Source organism: Pseudomonas sp. NFX71, assembly GCF_048079215.1.
Taxonomy (GTDB): domain Bacteria; phylum Pseudomonadota; class Gammaproteobacteria; order Pseudomonadales; family Pseudomonadaceae; genus Aquipseudomonas; species Aquipseudomonas fluorescens_B.
In genome coordinates, this window is sequence record NZ_CP182230.1 from 237,257 (window position 1) to 255,552 (window position 18,296).

Below are 18,296 nucleotides of genomic sequence, written 5' to 3' on the forward strand. Positions count from 1 at the left end.
GCGCCCGTTTTGCTCTTGAGGACTTATCTCGTGTCCAACGTCGTTGCCGATCATCTCGTCTTGCTTGACCACTTGCGTAGCATCCTGGTCGCCGTGGGTGAGGCCGAACAGGTTCCCGAAGAAAGCCATGCCTTGTTCCTGGAGCGCTTCGACGAACTGCGTGCGTTGCTGCCGGTCGACCCGATCGAAAGCCAATACCTGGGCCAGGACATCCTGTGTCAGGTGATTACCCGCTACCCGCAAATCGCCCACCTCGTCCCACGCGACCTGCTGTGGTACTTCGCCGGTGACTGCCTGCATTACATGCCCGATGATGAAATCGACTTGTATCAGGCGCTGGAAGAGCGTCGCTTCGAAGCGGAACAGAACGATGAACCGTTCGACTGGAATCAGGAAAAGCAATTGCTGGCAATGTCGAACAATGACAGCAAGCACTGATTGCTGATCAGAAATGCAAAAGGCCCGCATGGTTGAACATGCGGGCCTTTTTTTAGATCACAAAAATCAAAAGATCTTGCTTTAAAGCAACCCATCACTCTCCGGCAACTCATACTCCGCTGCAACCTTACCCAGCGCACCAGGCTTGCCCGGTTTGCTCAGCGTCGGCTCCTTCTCCAGACACTCCACCAGATAATCGATCAACACCCGTAGCTTCGGCGGCAAATAACGTGTCGGCGAATGCAGCAGCCACGCACCGCCGTGGTATGACGCCAGAAACGTCCAGTCCGGCAGCACCTGCACAATCAAGCCCTGCTCCAGCGCATAACGCGCCGTGAAGTACGGCAAACTGCCAATCCCGATGTGCTGCAACACCGCGCCCAACCGCACGCCGGTGTGATTGGCGGCATAACGCCCGCGCACACCGACGGTGACAGCCTTTGTGCCTTTCTTGAATTTCCAGCGTGCATCACTCGGCGTTTCACCCAGGTAAATGCAGCTGTGGTTGAGCAAGTCGTGGGGATGAGTCGGCGTGCCGTGCTCGGCCAGGTACTGCGGCGTTGCGCAGAGCAGGTGGTCGATGGTCAGCAATTGCCGCCCCACCAGGCCAGCCGGCGGACGGTCGGTAATACGGATTGCCAGATCGACGTTGTCATCGATCAAATCCACCTGACGGTCTTCGAGCAACAGTTCCACATCCACTTTGGGATAACGCCGCAGAAACTCCGGCATATGCGGGTGAATCACGAAACGCCCTACGGCTTTGGGCACGCTGACGCGCACCAGTCCTTCCGCTTCATGGGTGAACTGACCACTGATTTCCATTACCGATTTGGCCGCGCTGACCATCTCCTGGCAGCGCTTGAAGACTTCCTCGCCACCGTCGCTGAGCCGCAGCTTACGCGTGGTGCGTTGCAACAAACGCGTGGCGAGCGCCTTTTCCAGACGCGAAATGCTGCGACTGACCGCCGACGGAGAAGAGCCCAACTGACGCGCTGCTTCGGAGAAGCTTCCGGTCTCGACAACCTTGACGAAAATCGCCATTTCACCCAGCAACGGCAGTGGAAGATTTGTGCTCACAGTGCAACAGTCCTTTGATGTTTGAACGGATTATCACGCAATTCCACGCTTCATATAATAAAAAACAGAATCTTTAATGAGGGCATGGAATATGACGCTTCGCCTCTTTTTCCATAGTGATGACCTCAAGGCCAACGTGGAAGTACTGGAATGTACGCCTCACGAGAACGAGTTCGCCGTGGAGCTGCGCGCAACACTGTTTCACCCTCAAGGCGGCGGGCAGCCGTTTGACACCGGCTGGATCGGCGACAGCCAGGTGTTGCGCGTGGTGCAGGATCCGGACCGGATCATTCACTTCGTCGACCGTCCCGCACCTCTCGGCATGATCCAGATTCGCGTTGATGAGCCACGTCGTCAGTTCAATACGCGAATGCATTCCGCCGGCCATCTTATCGGCCATTTCGTACAAGCCATGGGCTGGATGCCGATCAAGGCTCATCACTGGCCGGGGGAAGGACGTGTGCAGTTCAAACCGACGGACTCCGCACAGGAAGTCGATGCCCAAACCGTGGGGTTCGGTATTGAACAGTGGATCGCCCACGACCTGCCGCGCCTGACATCGCTGCGCGAAGGCGCCCGGGAAATCGGTTTCGGTGAATTGCCCGCCTACGGCTGTGGCGGCACCCATGTACGTAGCCTGAAGGATTTGGGCACGGTCACGATCGCTTCTGTTTCGCAGAAGAAAGGAACGCTGTCAGTCCACTACAGCGTGGATTGAGCAACAGGGCGATGCCGGACACGGCCTCGCCCGGCGCCGGGGAGCCTGCACTCGCAGGTTCCGTTGACTATCCGATAGATGGACCTGAACCATGATGCTTGACGTCGAGCGTCTCGATGAGACGTGCATAAAAAAACTGGCCAACGAAGAAGTCCTCGCCATCCGGGTCAAAGGCTTCCTGGCCCCGCCGCTGGCGATACAGATCGGCGACAAGATTCTCGCGCCCGGCTTTGAAGGCTATATCAACGCGCCGAGCATCGGTCGAATTGGCATGGCGTTTTATGAAGCGGAAAACCAGCCACTGCTGATCGAGGATTATTTCGAGCGCGCCACACGCAACATCGCGGAGTTACGCAACCGATGCGCACCCTATTCGTCGCCGGTCGACACCTTGCGTTGCATGCTCGATGAGTCCTGGCCGGCAGGTGCGCATCTGGAAAACCTCTACGGTCGCAAGATGTATGTCGGACTGTCCCGGGTGGTGAAACCCGGCGTGTGTTTTCTGGCCCACCACGACATTTTCGCCAAGGACGCCCCGGACAGTTTCCAGGCCAAAAGCCTCGAGGCGCAGTTCGCCTGCAATGTTTATCTGAACATGCCCACCGAGGGCGGCGCGCTGCAGATGTGGAACCACGACATTTCCCCGGACCAGTTCGACGAAATGCGCGGCGACAGCTACGGCATCGATCCGGCGTTACTCGGCACTCCAGCTCTGGAGGTCTGCCCCGAGCCGGGTGACTTCATCATGTTCAATTCGCGCTGCATGCACTCGGTAACGCCGGGTGTGGCCGATCCGCGCTTGAGTCTTTCATTCTTTGTCGGCTATCGCGGCAATGCTTCACCCCTTACGTTCTGGAGTTGAGATGCAGTATTCGAATTACCTGGGCGAGTTTCTGGCGCTGGCGACTATCCATTTTCTGGCTGTGGTCGCACCTGGGCCGGACTTTGCGGTCACCATCCGCCAAAGTGTACGTTTCGGTCGAGGGGTGGGGATCTGTACGGCGCTGGGCATCGGCGCGGGCATTTCCGTGCATGTGCTTTACACCCTGCTCGGCGTCGGCGCATTGATGCACACCACGCCCTGGCTGTTGACGGTGGCCAAGATCGTGGGTGGCGCCTACATCCTGTATCTCGGCGTCAGCCTGTTGCGCAGCCAACCCAAATCGGTGCTGGAGGGTGAAAAGGAAGCAGACGAACCGATGGTCGAGCAAACGCTGCTGAAGGCGTTCACCACCGGCTTCCTGACGAATGCCACCAATCCCAAGGCCACGCTGTTTTTCCTGGCGATCTTCACCACCCTCATCAGTGCCACGACACCGCTCAACATTCAAGCGCTCTACGGCGTCTGGATGTGTTTCGTGAACGCGTTGTGGTTTGTGATCGTCGCGCTGTTTTTTTCCAGCGTCCGGGTGCGCGTGCTGTTCATGCGCATGGGGCACTGGTTCGAACGGACCATGGGGGTGATTCTGATTCTGTTCGCCGGGCGCCTGATTCTGTCGATGTAAGGACCGCCCATGAAAAAGGCCCGCTCAGTCTGACTGGCGGGCCTTATTTTCTGGCTCGGATACACATCGCGCACAAACAAAAACGCCGCTCAATGAGCGGCGTTTTTGTGAATTTGGAGCGGGAAACGAGACTCGAACTCGCGACCCCGACCTTGGCAAGGTCGTGCTCTACCAACTGAGCTATTCCCGCAAATGGCGTCCCCTAGGGGACTCGAACCCCTGTTACCGCCGTGAAAGGGCGGTGTCCTAGGCCACTAGACGAAGGGGACACGCTGCCCGGAACACATGGTGTGTGTTTCGGTGCCCAGAGCCGTATCCGAAGACTTGGTTCTGGTTTCACTCAGCCCTGCCCGAAAGCAACGCTGTTTAAAATTGGAGCGGGAAACGAGACTCGAACTCGCGACCCCGACCTTGGCAAGGTCGTGCTCTACCAACTGAGCTATTCCCGCATATTGGCGTCCCCTAGGGGACTCGAACCCCTGTTACCGCCGTGAAAGGGCGGTGTCCTAGGCCACTAGACGAAGGGGACACACGTACAACATTCACTCCCTACCGCGTTTCGCTGTGTGCTTTACGCTGTAAGTGGCGCGCATTCTATGGATGGATTGAAGGGTCGTCAACCCCCAGATATAAATTTATTTAAATCAATGACTTCGCCCTGCTTTGAGCGGTGAATACGGCTTTTTGCTCGCCCGGGGTTTGACGCCTATATTCTGACACCCGCCAAGACGTTATAGTCCACCCACGTAGCAGATGATGGCAATGTGCACCTCACACGCTATTACTTATATAAGCAGCGTTGCGGTCGATACAGACTGAAGGATGTTCGATCCAACCCGTCGAGCGGCCCTATGCGCCCCCAAGCCAAGCCACTACACTCGCACGCGAATCCCATAAAGAGGTCTTACCGGTGACACCACTCATGATCACCCTGCTAGTCGTAGCCGGGATCGCACTATTGATCGCCATTGGGTACATGAACCATGTGGTGGAAAACAATAAACTGGAAAGGGCCCGCACCAAGGTTGAACTCAACGACCGCCTGCGTCGCTGCGGCGAAATCACCGAGACCTTTCCCGGCCAGCTGATGACACCGGCTCTCAAGCTGCTGCTGACCCGTCTTGAGCTGAACGTCTGCCAACGCCTGTTGAACCTCGAAAAGTCCAGTGCCAACCTCAAGGTGCGAATCAGTGAACTGACCACCTTGGTCGCCCAAGGCGAATCGATCCCGGTCAACAACCCGCCGGCACCGATCCAGACCGAAGCCAAAGCCAAGGACGTACGCTTCCTGCTCGAAGCGCTGCACGGCCAGATCACCCGCGCCGCACAGGATGGCTTCCTGCCAACCAACGAAGCCAAACGCTGGATCCGCGAAGTTCGCCACACCCTGGTGCTGCTGCACATCGAATTCTTCAACAACCTCGGCCAGCATTCCCTGCAGCAGAACCAGCCTGGCCAGGCTCGCCTGGCCTTCGAACGCGGCGTGCAGTACCTGCGTAAACAGCAGGAACCGCAGATCTACGCCGAACAGCTCGAATACCTGGAAAAACTCCTGGCCCGTGCCAACGCACAAGTCATGGACAACATTGCACCGGTTGAAGGCGAAGTGAACCAACTGACCGAAGGCCTCAAAGACGTCGAGGCGGATGCGGACTGGAAGAAGAAAGTGATTTACGACTGATCGGAACTGTTTTGAAGAAACCACCTGAAGAGGTGGTTTTTTTTGCGTTGAGTTTGATGGGTAATTACATTCGATAAAAAATGATCGGCTGTCAGGCCGCCATCGCCGGCAGGCCAGCTCCCGCAGGATTTTGGTGCATCCGCGAGAACGGGTCGGCTGTCAGGCCGCCTTCGCTGGCAGGCCAGCTCCCACAGGGATTTTGGTACATCTGCGAGAACGGGTCGGCTGTCAGGCCGCCTTCGCTGGCAGCCAGCTCCCACAGGGGTTTTGGTACATCCGCGAGAACGGGTCGGCTGGCAGGCCGCCTTCGCTGGCAGGCCAGCTCCCACAGGGATTTTGGTACATCCGCGAGAACGGGTCGGCTGGTAGGCCGCCATCGCTGGCAGGCCAGCTCCCACAGGGATTTTGGTACATCCGCGAGAACGGGTCGGCTGGCAGGCCGCCATCGCTGGCAGGCCAGCTCCCACAGGGTCGAGGAGACCCACGAAAATCAGGTCGGCTGTCAGGCCGCCTTCGCTGGCAAACTCAGCGCCTACAAGAGCAGATCGACGCACACCCACCAAACCACGAGGCCGAGCGTTAGCTCGCCTTGCGCTTTTGATCTGACCGCCCCTTCGGGAGGCTGAGCGGAGGTTCTGCGCAGTGGGCAACCCGGCATGGATGCCGGGTTAGCCGCGCACGGCCATGGATGGCCGATCGCGGCGGGCCCACGGAGCAGGACCGGAGCGAAGGAACGCCGAGCCTAAGCGAGGGGCCGGACGCCGGGGCGAAGCGTTTTGCTTACTTTTGGGCGTCTGCAAAAGTGAGTCGCCGTAAGGGCGAAACCGCCAGCCGCCGTTACCGCAGCAATGGATATGCACACCACCACCAAGAACCTGGTCGGCTACCAGGCCGCCAAGTCCTCAAGCCTCAGAGCCTGAAATGCCCGACCATCCCCTTCAACTCAACCCCCAACTGCGCCAACTCAATACTCGACGCCGCATTCCCCTGCATCGCCAAGGAAGACTGATCCGCACTGGCCCGAATACTAGTCACACTGCGGTTGATCTCCTCAGCCACCGAACTCTGCTCCTCCGCAGCCGCCGCGATCTGCTGGTTCATCTGCTGAATCAACGACACCGCCGCCGCAATACTGCCCAAGGCACTTTCGGTCTGTAGCGCATCACTGACCGCCAGCTTCACCAACTCGCCACTGCTCTGAATCTGATGCACCGACGACTGCGCTGCCGAGCGCAAGGCACTGACCAGTCGCTCGATTTCCTCGGTCGATTGCTGAGTCCGCTTCGCCAGGGCACGCACTTCATCGGCAACCACCGCAAACCCCCTGCCCTGCTCGCCGGCGCGCGCCGCCTCGATGGCCGCGTTAAGCGCCAACAGGTTGGTCTGTTCGGCCACGCTTTTGATGACACTGAGCACCGTGCCGATATTCTGGATTTCCGCACTCAGACTTTCGATGCTCGAACTGGCCGACGACGCCGAGTCCGCCAGTTGCTCGATCCGCGCCATGCTCTGACGCACCACCGCCTGGCCACTTTCGACCTTGCCGTCCGCCGTTTGCGCAGCCTGGGCAGCCTCCTCCGCGTTACGCGCAACGTCGTGCACGGTAGCGGTCATTTGATTCATCGCCGTAGCGACCTGCTCGGTTTCTTCCTTCTGGCTGCTCACTTCAAGATTGGTCTGCTCAGTCACCGCCGACAGCGACTGAGCCGAACTGGCCAACTGCTCGATGCCCGCCTGCAGACCGCTGACAATACTGCTGAGCCCCGCGCCCATCTGCTGCATGGCCTGCATCAATTGGCCGATCTCATCACGACGGGTCACTTCAACCGTCGCACTCAAATCGCCCGCGGCAATCTGCTGAGCGACGCGAATCACACTGCGCAGCGGTCCGACGATCAATCGGGTAATCACCCAAGCCGCGATCAGCCCGACCAGCAAGGCCAGGGCCGACGAACCGATAATCAGCAATGAGTTCTTTTTCAGCTCGGCCTGCATCGACTGGTCTTCGGCGACGTAGGCCTGGTCCACCCGCTCCACGACCCGCGCGGCGCGTTGATGCAACTGCTCGTAAACGGTTTTTTCCTGAGCCAGCAGGCCGGTGTATTCCGCCAGTTTTTCGCTGAAACCGTCGATATGCCCAACCACTTCATTGAGGACAGTCAGGTAGCCTTCATCCTTGACCGTGGTTTTCAATTGCTCGGCCTGAGTCAACGCCTGGTCGGCCTGCTCGATCTTGCCTTGCCCGGCGCTGTCGTCGCCCTTGCGGCTCTGGTCCAGGCGCACACGCGCTTCGTTCATGGCTTGCAGCATCAGCCGCGATACCTGGCTGACCTGATTGGCTTGCTCGATGAACTGGGAACCGTCCTTGCCTTCGGACTCCTTCAGGGCATAGGCGCCATCATCGGCGAGCCCGGCCTGCAACACGTCAAGATTATTGGCCACGCTGGAGACCGACCAACTGGCCATTTCCAGTGCAAGGTCCTTGGCCTGGCTCAGCGAGACGAATTCGTCAAACGCTTTGCGGTAAGCCCCCAATGACTGTTCGACGTCACTCATCACGGGTACGTTGGCCGGCGATTGCGCCTTCAGCTGATTCGCCAGGACGACCAGGCCATCGACACCCTCGTGCAAGGCCGTGACAATTTTCGGGTTGCCGTGCAAGGCGTACTCCTGCTCGAGCAGGCGCACCTTGAGTAAGCCACTGTTGAGCGACGACATCTGTTTGAGCCCGTCGAAGCGATGGCTAATGGTTTGCAGGGACCATACGCCGATGGCCGCCACCAGGGCTGTCAACAACAGCACCAGCACAAACCCGACACCCAGTTTTTTTGCCATACCGAGGTTGGCAAAACGTCCTTGCACGGCCGAAATCATTGCACTTAGTCCCCTGACATAGTCTGTTGACGCAGATTCGCAACCGGCCTGTGTCAACACAAGTCTCTGGCGTCGGAATAATGGCAAAAAGCTACGCCTACGTCGTTTTCAGAACGCTTGAGGTCGATCCGGAGCGGTGGCCTGAAAAAACGCCCGGGCTCGCGGATCACAGGCGCAAGCCACATTGATACGCTGCCAGTCACTGGCCTCACTGGCGGGGCTGAATGCCGTCGTGGAAGACAGTAGGACGCCGAAGCGCCGTGCCTGTGTCCGCACGTGAGCGTAGTCGGACTTGCGCGATCGCGCCCAGATGAACAAACCGCCGACGGGTTTGCCGAAAACCTCCCACTCGGCATCTTCCAGCACCTGCAATGCGGCTTCTCGGTCATGTCTCAGACGCTGCCGCAGCCGCAGCACCAACTTGCGGTAAGCACCGCTGGCCAGCAAGCGGGCCAGTACCGACTCACAAAATCCGGAAGCACCCAGACTGCTGATCCGCTTGACCTCGGCCAGTCGCGAAATAACCTCGGCACCGGCCACTACAAAGCCGACCCGCAATGAGCTGCTGAGGGTTTTGGAGAAGCTGCCGACGTAGATGACGTTGTCATCAGTATCCAGCGCGGCGAGCCGAGTACCGGGGCCACTGTGCAGGTCCGCGTAGACGTCGTCCTCAATCACCAGCACGCCGTGGTTTTTGGCCAGATGCAGAATCCGCTGCGCCACCACCGGCGTCAGGTTGCTGCCAGTAGGGTTGTGATAGAAGCTGTTGATGAACAACGCACGGGGCTTTTTCTCAAGCAGCAGTGACTCAAGCACCTCGATGTCCGGCCCGCGCGGGGTGCGCGGGACTTCGATCATCGAGACGCCATGCAGCCTGAGCATCTCGAACAGCAAGGAATAACCGGGACTTTCGACCACGACGCAATCACCCGGTTTGAGCAAGGTACGCACGATCAGGTCGAGCCCCTGACTGGCCCCTGCTGTCGTCATGATCCGGTTTTCTTCTGCGTCGATATCCAGCGGGCTCAAGCGTTTGATGATTTGTTGACGCAACGCAAGCAGCCCCAGCGGCGAGCTGTAATTGAACAGACCAGCCATGTCGGTACGGCTGACCTCCCGGATTGCATAAGTCAGATCATCCGTTTCGCGCCAGCTTTCGGGGAGCCCTCCACCCCCCAGATTCAGCCCGCCCGCAGCGTTGAATGGCTGCAACTCCGCGCCCTCGAACCAGGGTGAATCCGCAGCGGCCAACGTGGGGGCAGCGACAATGAATCCGGCGCCATGACGCGACGCCAGCACCCCTTGAGCCACCAGCCTCTCGCACGCTTCAACGACGCTGGACAGGCTGAGTAAATTGGTCCGTGCGATTTGCCGTGCAGACGGCAAACGCGTCCCCGGTTCTATGTCGCTCTGACGCAGCCAGCACGCTAACGCGTCGACGACTTGCTGTACGACCGGCACCAAGGCCTGTCGATCGATTCTCAATTCCATGAGCAAGCAAACTCCTGTTCGTTTGACGGAATCAGTTAATCACAGGCGCGCTCGATGGGCTGTGCGACAACGCCGTCAAAACTCGTGGTTCTAACCATTTGAAACACATTGCCTGGCACTTTCACGGAGCAAAAACGGGGGTTGGGGTTGGGGGTACATATCCATTGCTGCGGTAACGGCGGCTATTGGTTCCGCCCTTACGGCGGGTTACTTGGAAAAGCGCCAAGTAACCAAGCGCTCTCGCCCCTGACGTACGGTGCCTCGCTTAGGCTCGGCATGCCCTCGCTCCGGTCCTGCTCCGTGGGCCCGCCGCCATCGGCCATCCATGGCCGGGGGCGGCTAACCCGGCATCCATGCCGGGTTGCCCACTGCGCAGAACCTGCACTCGGCCTTCCGACGGGGCAGATCAAGATCAAAAACAGAGCGAGGCGGCCTGGTAGCCGACCTGAAGTCCACCAAGATCATCGGCGGTGAACACACATTTCATTTCTGCCAAAAATCACTGTGGGAGTTGGCTTGCCAGCGGAATAGGCCGTGCGGTAGCCACCCCGGCCATGGATGGCCGATGGCGTCGGGCCCACGGAGCAGGACCAGAGCGAGGCACCGAACGAAAGGCGCAAGAGCGCTGGGTTACTGGGTGCTTTTCCAAGTGACCTGCCGTAAGGGCACAACCAATAGCCGCGGTTACTGCGGAAAAGGATATATCCACCAACAACCGCCGCGAATCAGAACGCGGTAACGCCCCCATCCACTGCCAGCGAATGACCGGTCGTAAACGCAGCACCATCGCTGCACAGATACAGCACTGCACTGGCGATCTCTTCAACCTTGCCAATACGACCCACCGGATGCATGGCGCTGGCGAACTCGCCCTTCTTCGGGTCGGCTTCATAGGCGCGGCGGAACATGTCGGTGTCGATGACCGCCGGGCACACCGCATTCACGCGGATTTTTTTCTTGGCGTATTCGATGGCCGCCGATTTGGTCAGGCCGATCACCGCGTGTTTCGATGCGGCGTAAATGCTCATCTTCGGCGCAGCGCCCAGGCCGGCGACCGAAGCGGTGTTGACGATCGCGCCACCGCCTTGTGCCAGCAACAGCGGCAGCTGGTACTTCATGCACAACCAGACGCCCTTGACGTTAACGCCCATGATGGCGTCGAACTCGTCGACCGTGCCTTCGGCCAGTTTGCCTTTTTCAATCTCGATGCCGGCATTGTTGAAGGCATAGTCGAGACGACCGTAGGACCTCACCACCTCGTCCATCAGATTTTTCACATCGCTTTCCACGGTGACGTTGCAACGCACGAAGGTCGCTTCGCCGCCTGCCGTGCGAATCAGCGCCACGGTGCCCTCGCCACCAGCCGTATCCATGTCGGCCACCACCACTTTCAACCCTTCGGCGGCGAACGCCTGGGCGGTCGCGCGACCGATACCATTGGCAGCGCCCGTTACGACGGCGACCTGGCCGGAAAACGTCATGCTCATTGTTTTGTCCTCGAAGAGAAGAATGCGGGGGTTCGCTTGCGCCCAGTCTAGCCACAGGCGCTACCGCCACGGCAGCACTATCAGAAGGCCGGTTGGGCGCCCATGAGTTGCAGTGATAGAACCGCCACACTGACTATCACTGCACTGGATCGATGTGCATTCGCCGCATCAGCCAAACTTGCGGGGCGGTCCATGAAGGTCTATCAACAAGACTTCATTCATCTTGAGTGCCTGTCATGACTACCCAGACCAATCGCCAGTTCCTGCTTGCCAAACGTCCGGTGGGCGCGGCTACCCGCGAGACGTTCACCTATCAGGAAGTACCGGTCGGAGAGCCGGCCGCGGGTCAGATCCTGGTCAAAAACGAATATTTGTCCCTGGACCCGGCCATGCGTGGCTGGATGAACGAAGGCAAGTCCTACATTCCGCCGGTTGGTATCGGCGAGGTCATGCGCGCATTGGGCGTAGGCAAAGTCGTGGCGTCGAACAATCCAGGTTTTGCGGTCGGTGACTATGTCAATGGCGCCCTGGGGGTGCAGGATTATTTCCTTGGCGAGCCGCGCGGTTTCTACAAGGTTGATCCGAAACTGGCACCGCTCCCGGTTTATCTGTCCGCACTGGGCATGACCGGGATGACCGCCTACTTTGCCCTGCTCGATGTCGGTGCGCCAAAAGAAGGCGACACGGTGGTGCTGTCCGGTGCGGCCGGGGCGGTGGGCAGTATTGCCGGGCAGATTGCCAAGATCAAAGGTTGCCGTGTGATCGGCATCGCGGGCGGCGCGGACAAGTGCAAGTTCCTCATCGACGAACTGGGTTTTGACGGCGCCATCGATTACAAGAACGAAGATGTCGTCGCCGGCCTCAAGCGTGAATGCCCGAAAGGCATCGACGTTTATTTCGATAACGTCGGCGGCGATATCCTCGATGCGGTGCTGAGTCGCCTGAACATGAAGGCACGGGTGGTGATTTGCGGCGCCATCAGCCAGTACAACAACAAGGAAGCGGTCAAAGGGCCCGCCAACTACCTGTCGCTGTTGGTGAACCGCGCACGGATGGAGGGCTTTGTGGTGATGGACTATGCCGCGCAGTTCGCCGCTGCCGGACAGGAAATGGCCGGCTGGATGGCCAAGGGGCAGCTCAAGAGCAAGGAAGACATTGATGAAGGGCTGGAGACGTTCCCGGAGACGCTGATGAAATTGTTCAGCGGAGAGAACTTCGGGAAGTTGGTGCTGAAGGTTTAACGCAGTTACCGAAGTGTCCACAAAAAAATGTGGGAGCGAGACCGGCTCGGCGATAGCGGTATATCAGACAACATTGATGTCGACTGATACTCCCTCATCGCGAGCAGGCTCGCTCCCACATGGGATCTTCAGCGTTTGGTCAGGCGATTTCGGCCACTACGTCTGCCAACGCCTTGGCCGGATCCGCCGCCTGGCTGATCGGACGGCCGATCACCAGGTAGTCGGAACCGGCATCCAGCGCCTGACGCGGGGTCAGGATGCGGCGTTGATCGTCCTGGGCGCTGCCCGCCGGACGAATCCCCGGGGTCACCAGTTGCAACGACGGGTGAGCCGATTTCAAGGCCTGGGCTTCCAGTGCCGAGCACACCAGACCGTCCATCCCGGCTTTTTCCGCGAGTGCCGCCAGGCGCAGCACCTGCTCCTGCGGTTCGATGTCCAGACCAATGCCTGCCAGGTCTTCACGCTCCATGCTGGTCAGCACGGTCACGCCGATCAGCAGCGGTTTCGGGCCGCTGCGCTGGCCCAGCACTTCACGGCAGGCAGCCATCATGCGCAGACCGCCGGAGCAATGGACGTTGACCATCCACACGCCCATTTCCGCCGCCGCCTTTACCGCCATGGCGGTGGTGTTCGGGATGTCGTGGAACTTGAGGTCGAGGAACACTTCGAAACCCTTGTCGCGCAAGGTGCCGACGATTTCCGACGCGCAGCTGGTGAACAGTTCCTTGCCGACTTTGACCCGGCACAGTTTCGGGTCCAACTGATCGGCCAGCTTCAGTGCGGCGTCACGGGTGGGGAAATCCAGGGCGACGATGATAGGAGTCTGGCAGACGGACATGTGCGGGCTCTCAGGCAGGACGAAATCGGCGCGCATTGTAGCGGAACCAGCGCGGCTGCGGGACCCGATGATCGGTAAATCGTCGTCGGCGCTCAGCCAAGACTAGCCCGTTCGCCGATTGTGTCGAGACCGATACACACACGACACGCCCGCAACACCCTTGTCCGCTACCCTCGGCAGCCGCAACACGTCCTTACAGCACTTCCCGCCTCAGGGCCGGACGCCTATGCTGAAGCCACAACCTCGCAGCCTATCTTTGTGGTTGGCAGCCTACCTGGCAGATGAACGCACGCATGCACAGCACCCAAGCCCCCTTGAACGACGATCAAAAAGCGCCCGGCGACGACAAGCGCTGGAGCATTCGCGCGCTGATCGTCGACGATGACGTCCCGATCCGCGAACTGATGATCGACTACCTGGCCCGGTTCAACATCCACGCCAGCGGCGTCACCGATGGCGCCGCCATGCGTCTGGCGCTGCAAGCCGAGCATTTCGACGTGGTGGTGCTTGACCTGATGCTGCCCGGTGAAGACGGTCTGTCACTGTGCCGCTGGCTGCGCGCCGAATCGGACATCCCGATCCTGATGCTCACCGCACGCTGCGAACCCACCGACCGGATCATCGGCCTGGAACTCGGCGCCGACGACTACATGGCCAAGCCGTTCGAACCCCGAGAACTGGTCGCGCGGATTCAGACCATTCTGCGGCGAGTGCGCGACGACCGCACCGAACAGCGTGCGAATGTTCGCTTCGACAACTGGCGCCTGAACAGCGTCCTGCGCCAGTTGATCGCGGCGGATGGCCTGGTGGTTCCGCTGTCCAACGCCGAATTCCGCTTGCTGTGGGTGTTCATCGAACGGCCGCGCCGGGTGCTCAGTCGCGAACAGTTGCTGGATGCAGCGCGTGGTCGCTCGATCGAAGCCTTTGATCGCAGCATCGACCTGCTGGTCTCGCGTCTGCGCCAGAAACTCGGGGACGACCCGAAAGCCCCGCAGTTGATCAAGACCGTTCGCGGTGAGGGTTACCTGTTCGACGCCCGAGACATCGGCTGATGCGTGCGCGCTTCGATACGCTGTTCGGCCGCCTGTTTGGCGTGCTGCTGGTGGCGATTATCCTGGCGCATCTGCTCGCGTTTGCCTGGTTTCATCATTACGGCCCACCTCCGCCGCCGCCACCGCCGGAGTTCTCCCAAGGTCTTGACGGACAACGCCCGCCGATGGACCCGCGGTTCGACAAGCGACCACCGCGGCCCTGGTTCGGCGGGCCGCTGGTGCCACTTACATTCCAGCTGATTTCGCTGATCATAGCGGCCTGGTACGGCGCAAAACTGCTGAGTCGGCCGATCCAGCGCCTGAGCGACGCCGCCGAGCGCCTGAGCGAAAACCTCGACAGCCCACCGCTGGACGAGTCCGGCCCACGGGAAGCCCGGCAGGCGGCCTACACCTTCAACCTGATGCAAAAACGCATCATCGAACAGATGCAGCAGCGTTCGCGGATGCTCGGCGCGGTCTCCCATGACCTGCGCACGCCGCTGTCCCGGCTCAAGCTGCGGCTGGAACAGATCGACGACAACAAACTGCAAGGTCAGATGCGCCAGGATCTGGACGACATGATCAGCATGCTCGACGCCACCCTCACCTACCTGCACGAACAGCGCACCAGCGAGGCCCCGCAATGGATGGACGTGCAGGCGCTGGTCGAATCCCTGAGCGAAAATGCCCAGGACCAGGGTTCTGATGTCCAGGCCAACGGCCACTGCGCACCGTTGCAGGTCCAGCCGATGGCCCTGCGCTCGTGCATCAACAACTTGCTGGACAACGCCCTGCGTTATGCCGGGCAGGCGCAGATCGCGCTTGAAGACCATCGCGAACACCTGGTGATTCGGGTGATCGACCATGGACCGGGGATCGCCGCGGATAAACGCGAAGCCGTGTTTGAACCTTTCTTTCGCCTCGAAGGTTCGCGTAATCGCAACTCCGGTGGTGTCGGGCTGGGGATGACCATTGCGCGCGAGGCGGCTGAACGGCTGGGTGGGCAATTGACGCTGGAAGAAACCCGAGGTGGCGGTTTGACCGCGATTATCCGTCTGCCTCGCACCTGAGCCAGACACAGGGTCTGTGTCTGGCCGCAGACCTGTGTGTAGCACTCGGTACAAACTCCACATACCCACGACAACTTGCTCCTTGAGGCTGCATAAGCCGGTGCACCCGCCGGCTTTCCATTCCAGGGAGTGAGCCCAATGATCGGTAGCGTCAGCAACTACACGAGCTATAACAGCACCGCCAGCACCACCACCAGCAGCGCCCGCAGCCAGCAATTCCAGAAAGAACTGCTCGCCAAACTCGACACCAACAGCGATGGCTCGGTGGATCAGGACGAGCTCAAAAGCGCCCTGTCGGAGAAGTCCGATGACGGTTTGCTGGTCAGCCTGAGTAAAAACTTCGCCGACCTGGACAGTGACGACAGCGGTAGCCTGAGCAACGAAGAAATAGCCGCGATGGCGCCTCCTCCGCCACCGCCGCGTGATCAGGCACCGGCCACAGAACTGGCCGATGCGCTGGTCAGTGCTCTGGACGCCGATGGCGACGGTGCCATCAGCGGTGACGAACTGAGCAGCGCGTTGCAGGCCAGCGACAGCACCTCATCGACAAGCACCGACACCAGTGCTGCGTTGTTCAAGGTCTTGGATAGCGACAGCAGTGGCGGCGTCAGCAGCGACGAATTAAACGCTGCCTTGCAGGCCGGTCGCGAGAAGAATGGCGACAGCTCCACCGATCAGGCGAACGTGACGGAAGCGCTGAACAAAATGATCGCCAACCTGAGCAAGCAGTACTCGCTCGACAAGGTGGCGACGGTGGGCAAGTACCTGAACGTGGCGACTTAAAGTCAAAAGCTTCGCGGGCCCGCTCCCTCAGATTTCGTAGTGCTCACAGATGATGTGTTCACCTCGATCCTTGCGGAAGCGGGCTTGCCCGCGAAGGGGCCATTCGCCTCGACTCAAGGCTTAAGGACGGCGATCTTCCACCCGCGCCTGACTCTTGCTCCAGTCGGTCAACAGGCTATACGCCACGGCCAACAACGTCGGCCCGATAAACAGGCCGATGAAGCCAAAAGCGATCAACCCGCCAAACACCCCCAACAGCACGATCACCAACGGCAAATTCCCGCCGCGACTGATCAGGTAAGGCTTGAGCACATTGTCGACCCCGCTGATGATGAAGGTGCCCCAGATCCCGAGGAATACTGCCATCCCGTACTCGCCCTTCCAGGCCAGCCAGGCGGTCGCCGGTATCCACACCAACGGCGGCCCCATGGGAATCAGGCTGAGCATGAAGGTGACAATGCCAAGCACCAGCGCGCCAGGCACTCCGGCAATCAGGAAGCCGATCAACGCCAGCACCGCCTGGGCAGCCGCCGTCCCGATCACACCGTTCACCACCCGCTGCACCGTACCCGCCACCAATTCGATGTAGTAACCGGCGCGATCCCCGATCAACCGCTGCAGCAGGCTGTGGACAAACGCCGCCAGTCGCGGCCCGTCCCGGTAGAAAAAGAACACGAACACAATGCTCAGCGTCAGCTCGAGAATGCCGCCGCCAATCTGTGCACTGCGCGCCAGCAGCCAGTTACCGACCTGCCCCAGATAAGGTTTGAGCGCCACCATCATTGCCGCGCCTTGCTGATCGATGCTGTTCCAGATCGCCACCAGCCGTTCGCCTACAAGAGGAATACTGCCCAGCCAGGTCGGAGCCTCGGGCAAGCCATCCATTTGCACATCCTTGATGAACGCCGTGGCGTCTCGCACATGGTCTGCCAGGTTGAAACCCAGCCACACCAGCGGCAACGCCACCACCAACATCCAGCCCAGGGTCAGCAATGCCGCCGCCAGGGATTCGCGACCTTTGAGCCAATGGGTCAGCAAACGCATCAGCGGCCAACTGGCGAACGCCAGCACCGCGCCCCAGAACATGGCCGACCAGAACGGGGCCATCACCCAGAGGCTCGCGCCAAACAGCACCAGGAGCAGGATCTGCACCAACAGCCGATCGTTATTGATCATCCGAATCTCGAAAAATGTCAGTTCGCAAAAGAATAGGCGAACGCGGCCAGCGCGTTCGCCTGATACAACTTATCGCAACAGCTCGATGTGCAAGCCAGAGCCTTCGACGCTGCCCGTCTCCATCCGCGCCGACCGTACGCCCTGGCTCATCAATGCCTGACGCCAGGCTTCGGCATTGGGTCCGGAAACGCTGACCCGCAGGGTCGTGTCCAGGTTCAGGCCGCGCGAGAGCAAGCGCAGCCAGGTCTCGTCAGGCGCATCGGTCAATTTCGGAAAGTCGAGTTCACCAGTGCTTTTGAGCTCTCGCAACAACGTTGCGGAGGTTGGCAGCAGATCGCCCAGCGGTGCAGCCGCGTCGAACTGTTCGACGTGCAGATAGGCTTTGCGATTGCCGCGAGTGATGCTGTACAGCGCCACGAGGGTGTTGTCCTTTGGCGCGGCCAACCGCAACAGCAGATAGGCCTGCTGATCATCAGCGCCATAGAGCTTGGCATTGCCGAAGACTTCATTGGCCCACAGGCTGCTTTCACCGCAATCACGGGCCTGGCACCAGAACAGCAACTGCGCGTCCTGCTTCTGCAAGGCTTCGCGAGCGACGGTAAACGCTTCGATTGACGAATGCTCCGGTGGCAACTCGTAGGTCACCGAAGTGGTTTGCCCGCGGGCGCTGACCTGGCCGTCGAAACGCAGCTGGCCGCTGATCTTGCGGATTGAACCCAGCGGATAGATCCGCTCGAGTTCGACCGCCGGGCGATAGTCGACGATCTGCGAATCGGTCACCCGCGGCACGATCGGCAGGTCCTGACTGCCCGGCACATCGGCGGCAAACACCAGAGGACTGAAACAACACAGCGCCAGCAGACTGATTGAACGCATGGATAAA

General features: G+C 59.9%; 16 protein-coding genes, 4 tRNA genes and 1 pseudogene. 9 read left to right on the forward strand and 12 right to left on the reverse strand.

Going from position 1 to position 18,296, the window contains the following annotated elements:
* Nucleotides 1–30: 30 nt before the first annotated feature.
* Entirely contained in the window at nt 31–438 is a 408-nt protein-coding gene (locus tag ACM1ZW_RS01115; RefSeq protein WP_017340136.1) for a PA2817 family protein, read from the forward strand.
* An 81-nt stretch (nt 439–519) separates the two neighbouring features.
* Here the strand turns inward: ACM1ZW_RS01115 and ACM1ZW_RS01120 are convergent, their stop codons facing one another.
* Complete coding sequence (locus tag ACM1ZW_RS01120) at nt 520–1,518, reverse strand: LysR family transcriptional regulator (protein ID WP_017340137.1); 999 nt, start codon at nt 1,516–1,518, stop codon at nt 520–522.
* 91 nt (nt 1,519–1,609) lie between these two features.
* Here ACM1ZW_RS01120 and ACM1ZW_RS01125 point away from each other — a divergent pair, with 91 nt between their 5' ends.
* From ACM1ZW_RS01125 to ACM1ZW_RS01135, 3 genes are all read left to right on the forward strand, one after another.
* Nucleotides 1,610–2,236 (forward strand): alanyl-tRNA editing protein, encoded by a 627-nt coding sequence (locus ACM1ZW_RS01125; protein ID WP_416740032.1) that lies wholly within the window; start codon nt 1,610–1,612, stop codon nt 2,234–2,236.
* A 91-nt stretch (nt 2,237–2,327) separates the two neighbouring features.
* Nucleotides 2,328–3,098 carry a 2OG-Fe(II) oxygenase gene (locus ACM1ZW_RS01130; RefSeq protein ID WP_017340139.1) on the forward strand — a complete coding sequence of 257 codons (771 nt, stop codon included), beginning with the start codon at nt 2,328–2,330 and terminating at the stop codon, nt 3,096–3,098.
* Nucleotide 3,099: 1 nt separating this feature from the next.
* The gene (locus ACM1ZW_RS01135) at nt 3,100–3,741 is read left to right on the forward strand and encodes a LysE family translocator (protein ID WP_017340140.1); all 642 of its coding nucleotides are present in this window, start codon (nt 3,100–3,102) and stop codon (nt 3,739–3,741) included.
* A gap of 114 nt (nt 3,742–3,855) precedes the next feature.
* On the opposite strand, the gene ACM1ZW_RS01140 is transcribed toward ACM1ZW_RS01135, so the two are convergent.
* From ACM1ZW_RS01140 to ACM1ZW_RS01155, 4 genes are all read right to left on the reverse strand, one after another.
* Nucleotides 3,856–3,931, reverse strand: a tRNA-Gly gene (locus tag ACM1ZW_RS01140).
* A 3-nt stretch (nt 3,932–3,934) separates the two neighbouring features.
* Nucleotides 3,935–4,010, reverse strand: a tRNA-Glu gene (locus ACM1ZW_RS01145).
* 104 nt (nt 4,011–4,114) lie between these two features.
* Nucleotides 4,115–4,190, reverse strand: a tRNA-Gly gene (locus ACM1ZW_RS01150).
* A gap of 4 nt (nt 4,191–4,194) precedes the next feature.
* A tRNA-Glu gene (locus ACM1ZW_RS01155) sits at nt 4,195–4,270 on the reverse strand.
* A gap of 393 nt (nt 4,271–4,663) precedes the next feature.
* Between ACM1ZW_RS01155 and ACM1ZW_RS01160 the strand changes: the two genes are divergently transcribed.
* Nucleotides 4,664–5,422 (forward strand): hypothetical protein, encoded by a 759-nt coding sequence (locus ACM1ZW_RS01160; protein WP_416740033.1) that lies wholly within the window; start codon nt 4,664–4,666, stop codon nt 5,420–5,422.
* A gap of 909 nt (nt 5,423–6,331) precedes the next feature.
* On the opposite strand, the gene ACM1ZW_RS01165 is transcribed toward ACM1ZW_RS01160, so the two are convergent.
* The 4 genes and pseudogenes from ACM1ZW_RS01165 to ACM1ZW_RS01180 all read right to left on the reverse strand — a co-directional run bounded on the left by ACM1ZW_RS01165 (nt 6,332) and on the right by ACM1ZW_RS01180 (nt 11,274).
* Nucleotides 6,332–7,213, reverse strand: a complete 882-nt coding sequence (locus tag ACM1ZW_RS01165; RefSeq protein ID WP_414885171.1) for a methyl-accepting chemotaxis protein — start codon at nt 7,211–7,213, stop codon at nt 6,332–6,334.
* Between the two features lie 27 nt (nt 7,214–7,240).
* Nucleotides 7,241–8,296: pseudogene (locus ACM1ZW_RS01170) on the reverse strand (HAMP domain-containing protein); the annotation flags it as partial.
* Between the two features lie 108 nt (nt 8,297–8,404).
* Complete coding sequence (locus ACM1ZW_RS01175) at nt 8,405–9,787, reverse strand: PLP-dependent aminotransferase family protein (RefSeq protein ID WP_416740034.1); 1,383 nt, start codon at nt 9,785–9,787, stop codon at nt 8,405–8,407.
* A 725-nt stretch (nt 9,788–10,512) separates the two neighbouring features.
* Nucleotides 10,513–11,274, reverse strand: a complete 762-nt coding sequence (locus ACM1ZW_RS01180; RefSeq protein ID WP_017340145.1) for an SDR family oxidoreductase — start codon at nt 11,272–11,274, stop codon at nt 10,513–10,515.
* A 236-nt stretch (nt 11,275–11,510) separates the two neighbouring features.
* On the opposite strand from ACM1ZW_RS01180, the gene ACM1ZW_RS01185 reads away from it, so the two are divergent.
* Complete coding sequence (locus ACM1ZW_RS01185; protein ID WP_416740035.1) at nt 11,511–12,515, forward strand: NADP-dependent oxidoreductase; 1,005 nt, start codon at nt 11,511–11,513, stop codon at nt 12,513–12,515.
* 139 nt (nt 12,516–12,654) lie between these two features.
* Here the strand turns inward: ACM1ZW_RS01185 and pyrF are convergent, their stop codons facing one another.
* Nucleotides 12,655–13,353 carry an orotidine-5'-phosphate decarboxylase gene (gene pyrF, locus ACM1ZW_RS01190; protein ID WP_416740036.1) on the reverse strand — a complete coding sequence of 233 codons (699 nt, stop codon included), beginning with the start codon at nt 13,351–13,353 and terminating at the stop codon, nt 12,655–12,657.
* Nucleotides 13,354–13,646: 293 nt separating this feature from the next.
* Between pyrF and ACM1ZW_RS01195 the strand changes: the two genes are divergently transcribed.
* The 3 genes from ACM1ZW_RS01195 (at nt 13,647) to xopAW (ending at nt 16,237) form a co-directional block, all read left to right on the forward strand.
* Nucleotides 13,647–14,405, forward strand: a complete 759-nt coding sequence (locus ACM1ZW_RS01195) for a response regulator (protein WP_017340148.1) — start codon at nt 13,647–13,649, stop codon at nt 14,403–14,405.
* Nucleotides 14,405–15,454 (forward strand): sensor histidine kinase, encoded by a 1,050-nt coding sequence (locus ACM1ZW_RS01200; protein WP_414879095.1) that lies wholly within the window; start codon nt 14,405–14,407, stop codon nt 15,452–15,454. Before ACM1ZW_RS01195 ends, ACM1ZW_RS01200 begins: the two co-directional genes overlap by 1 nt.
* A gap of 138 nt (nt 15,455–15,592) precedes the next feature.
* Entirely contained in the window at nt 15,593–16,237 is a 645-nt protein-coding gene (gene xopAW, locus ACM1ZW_RS01205) for a XopAW family type III secretion system calcium-binding effector (RefSeq protein ID WP_017340150.1), read from the forward strand.
* A 120-nt stretch (nt 16,238–16,357) separates the two neighbouring features.
* Here xopAW and ACM1ZW_RS01210 read toward each other — a convergent pair whose 3' ends face one another.
* Together ACM1ZW_RS01210 and ACM1ZW_RS01215 are read right to left on the reverse strand one after the other, a co-directional pair.
* Complete coding sequence (locus tag ACM1ZW_RS01210; RefSeq protein ID WP_017340151.1) at nt 16,358–17,413, reverse strand: AI-2E family transporter; 1,056 nt, start codon at nt 17,411–17,413, stop codon at nt 16,358–16,360.
* Between the two features lie 69 nt (nt 17,414–17,482).
* The gene (locus ACM1ZW_RS01215) at nt 17,483–18,289 is read right to left on the reverse strand and encodes a DUF4892 domain-containing protein (protein ID WP_414879094.1); all 807 of its coding nucleotides are present in this window, start codon (nt 18,287–18,289) and stop codon (nt 17,483–17,485) included.
* Between the last annotated feature and the right edge of the window lie 7 nt (nt 18,290–18,296).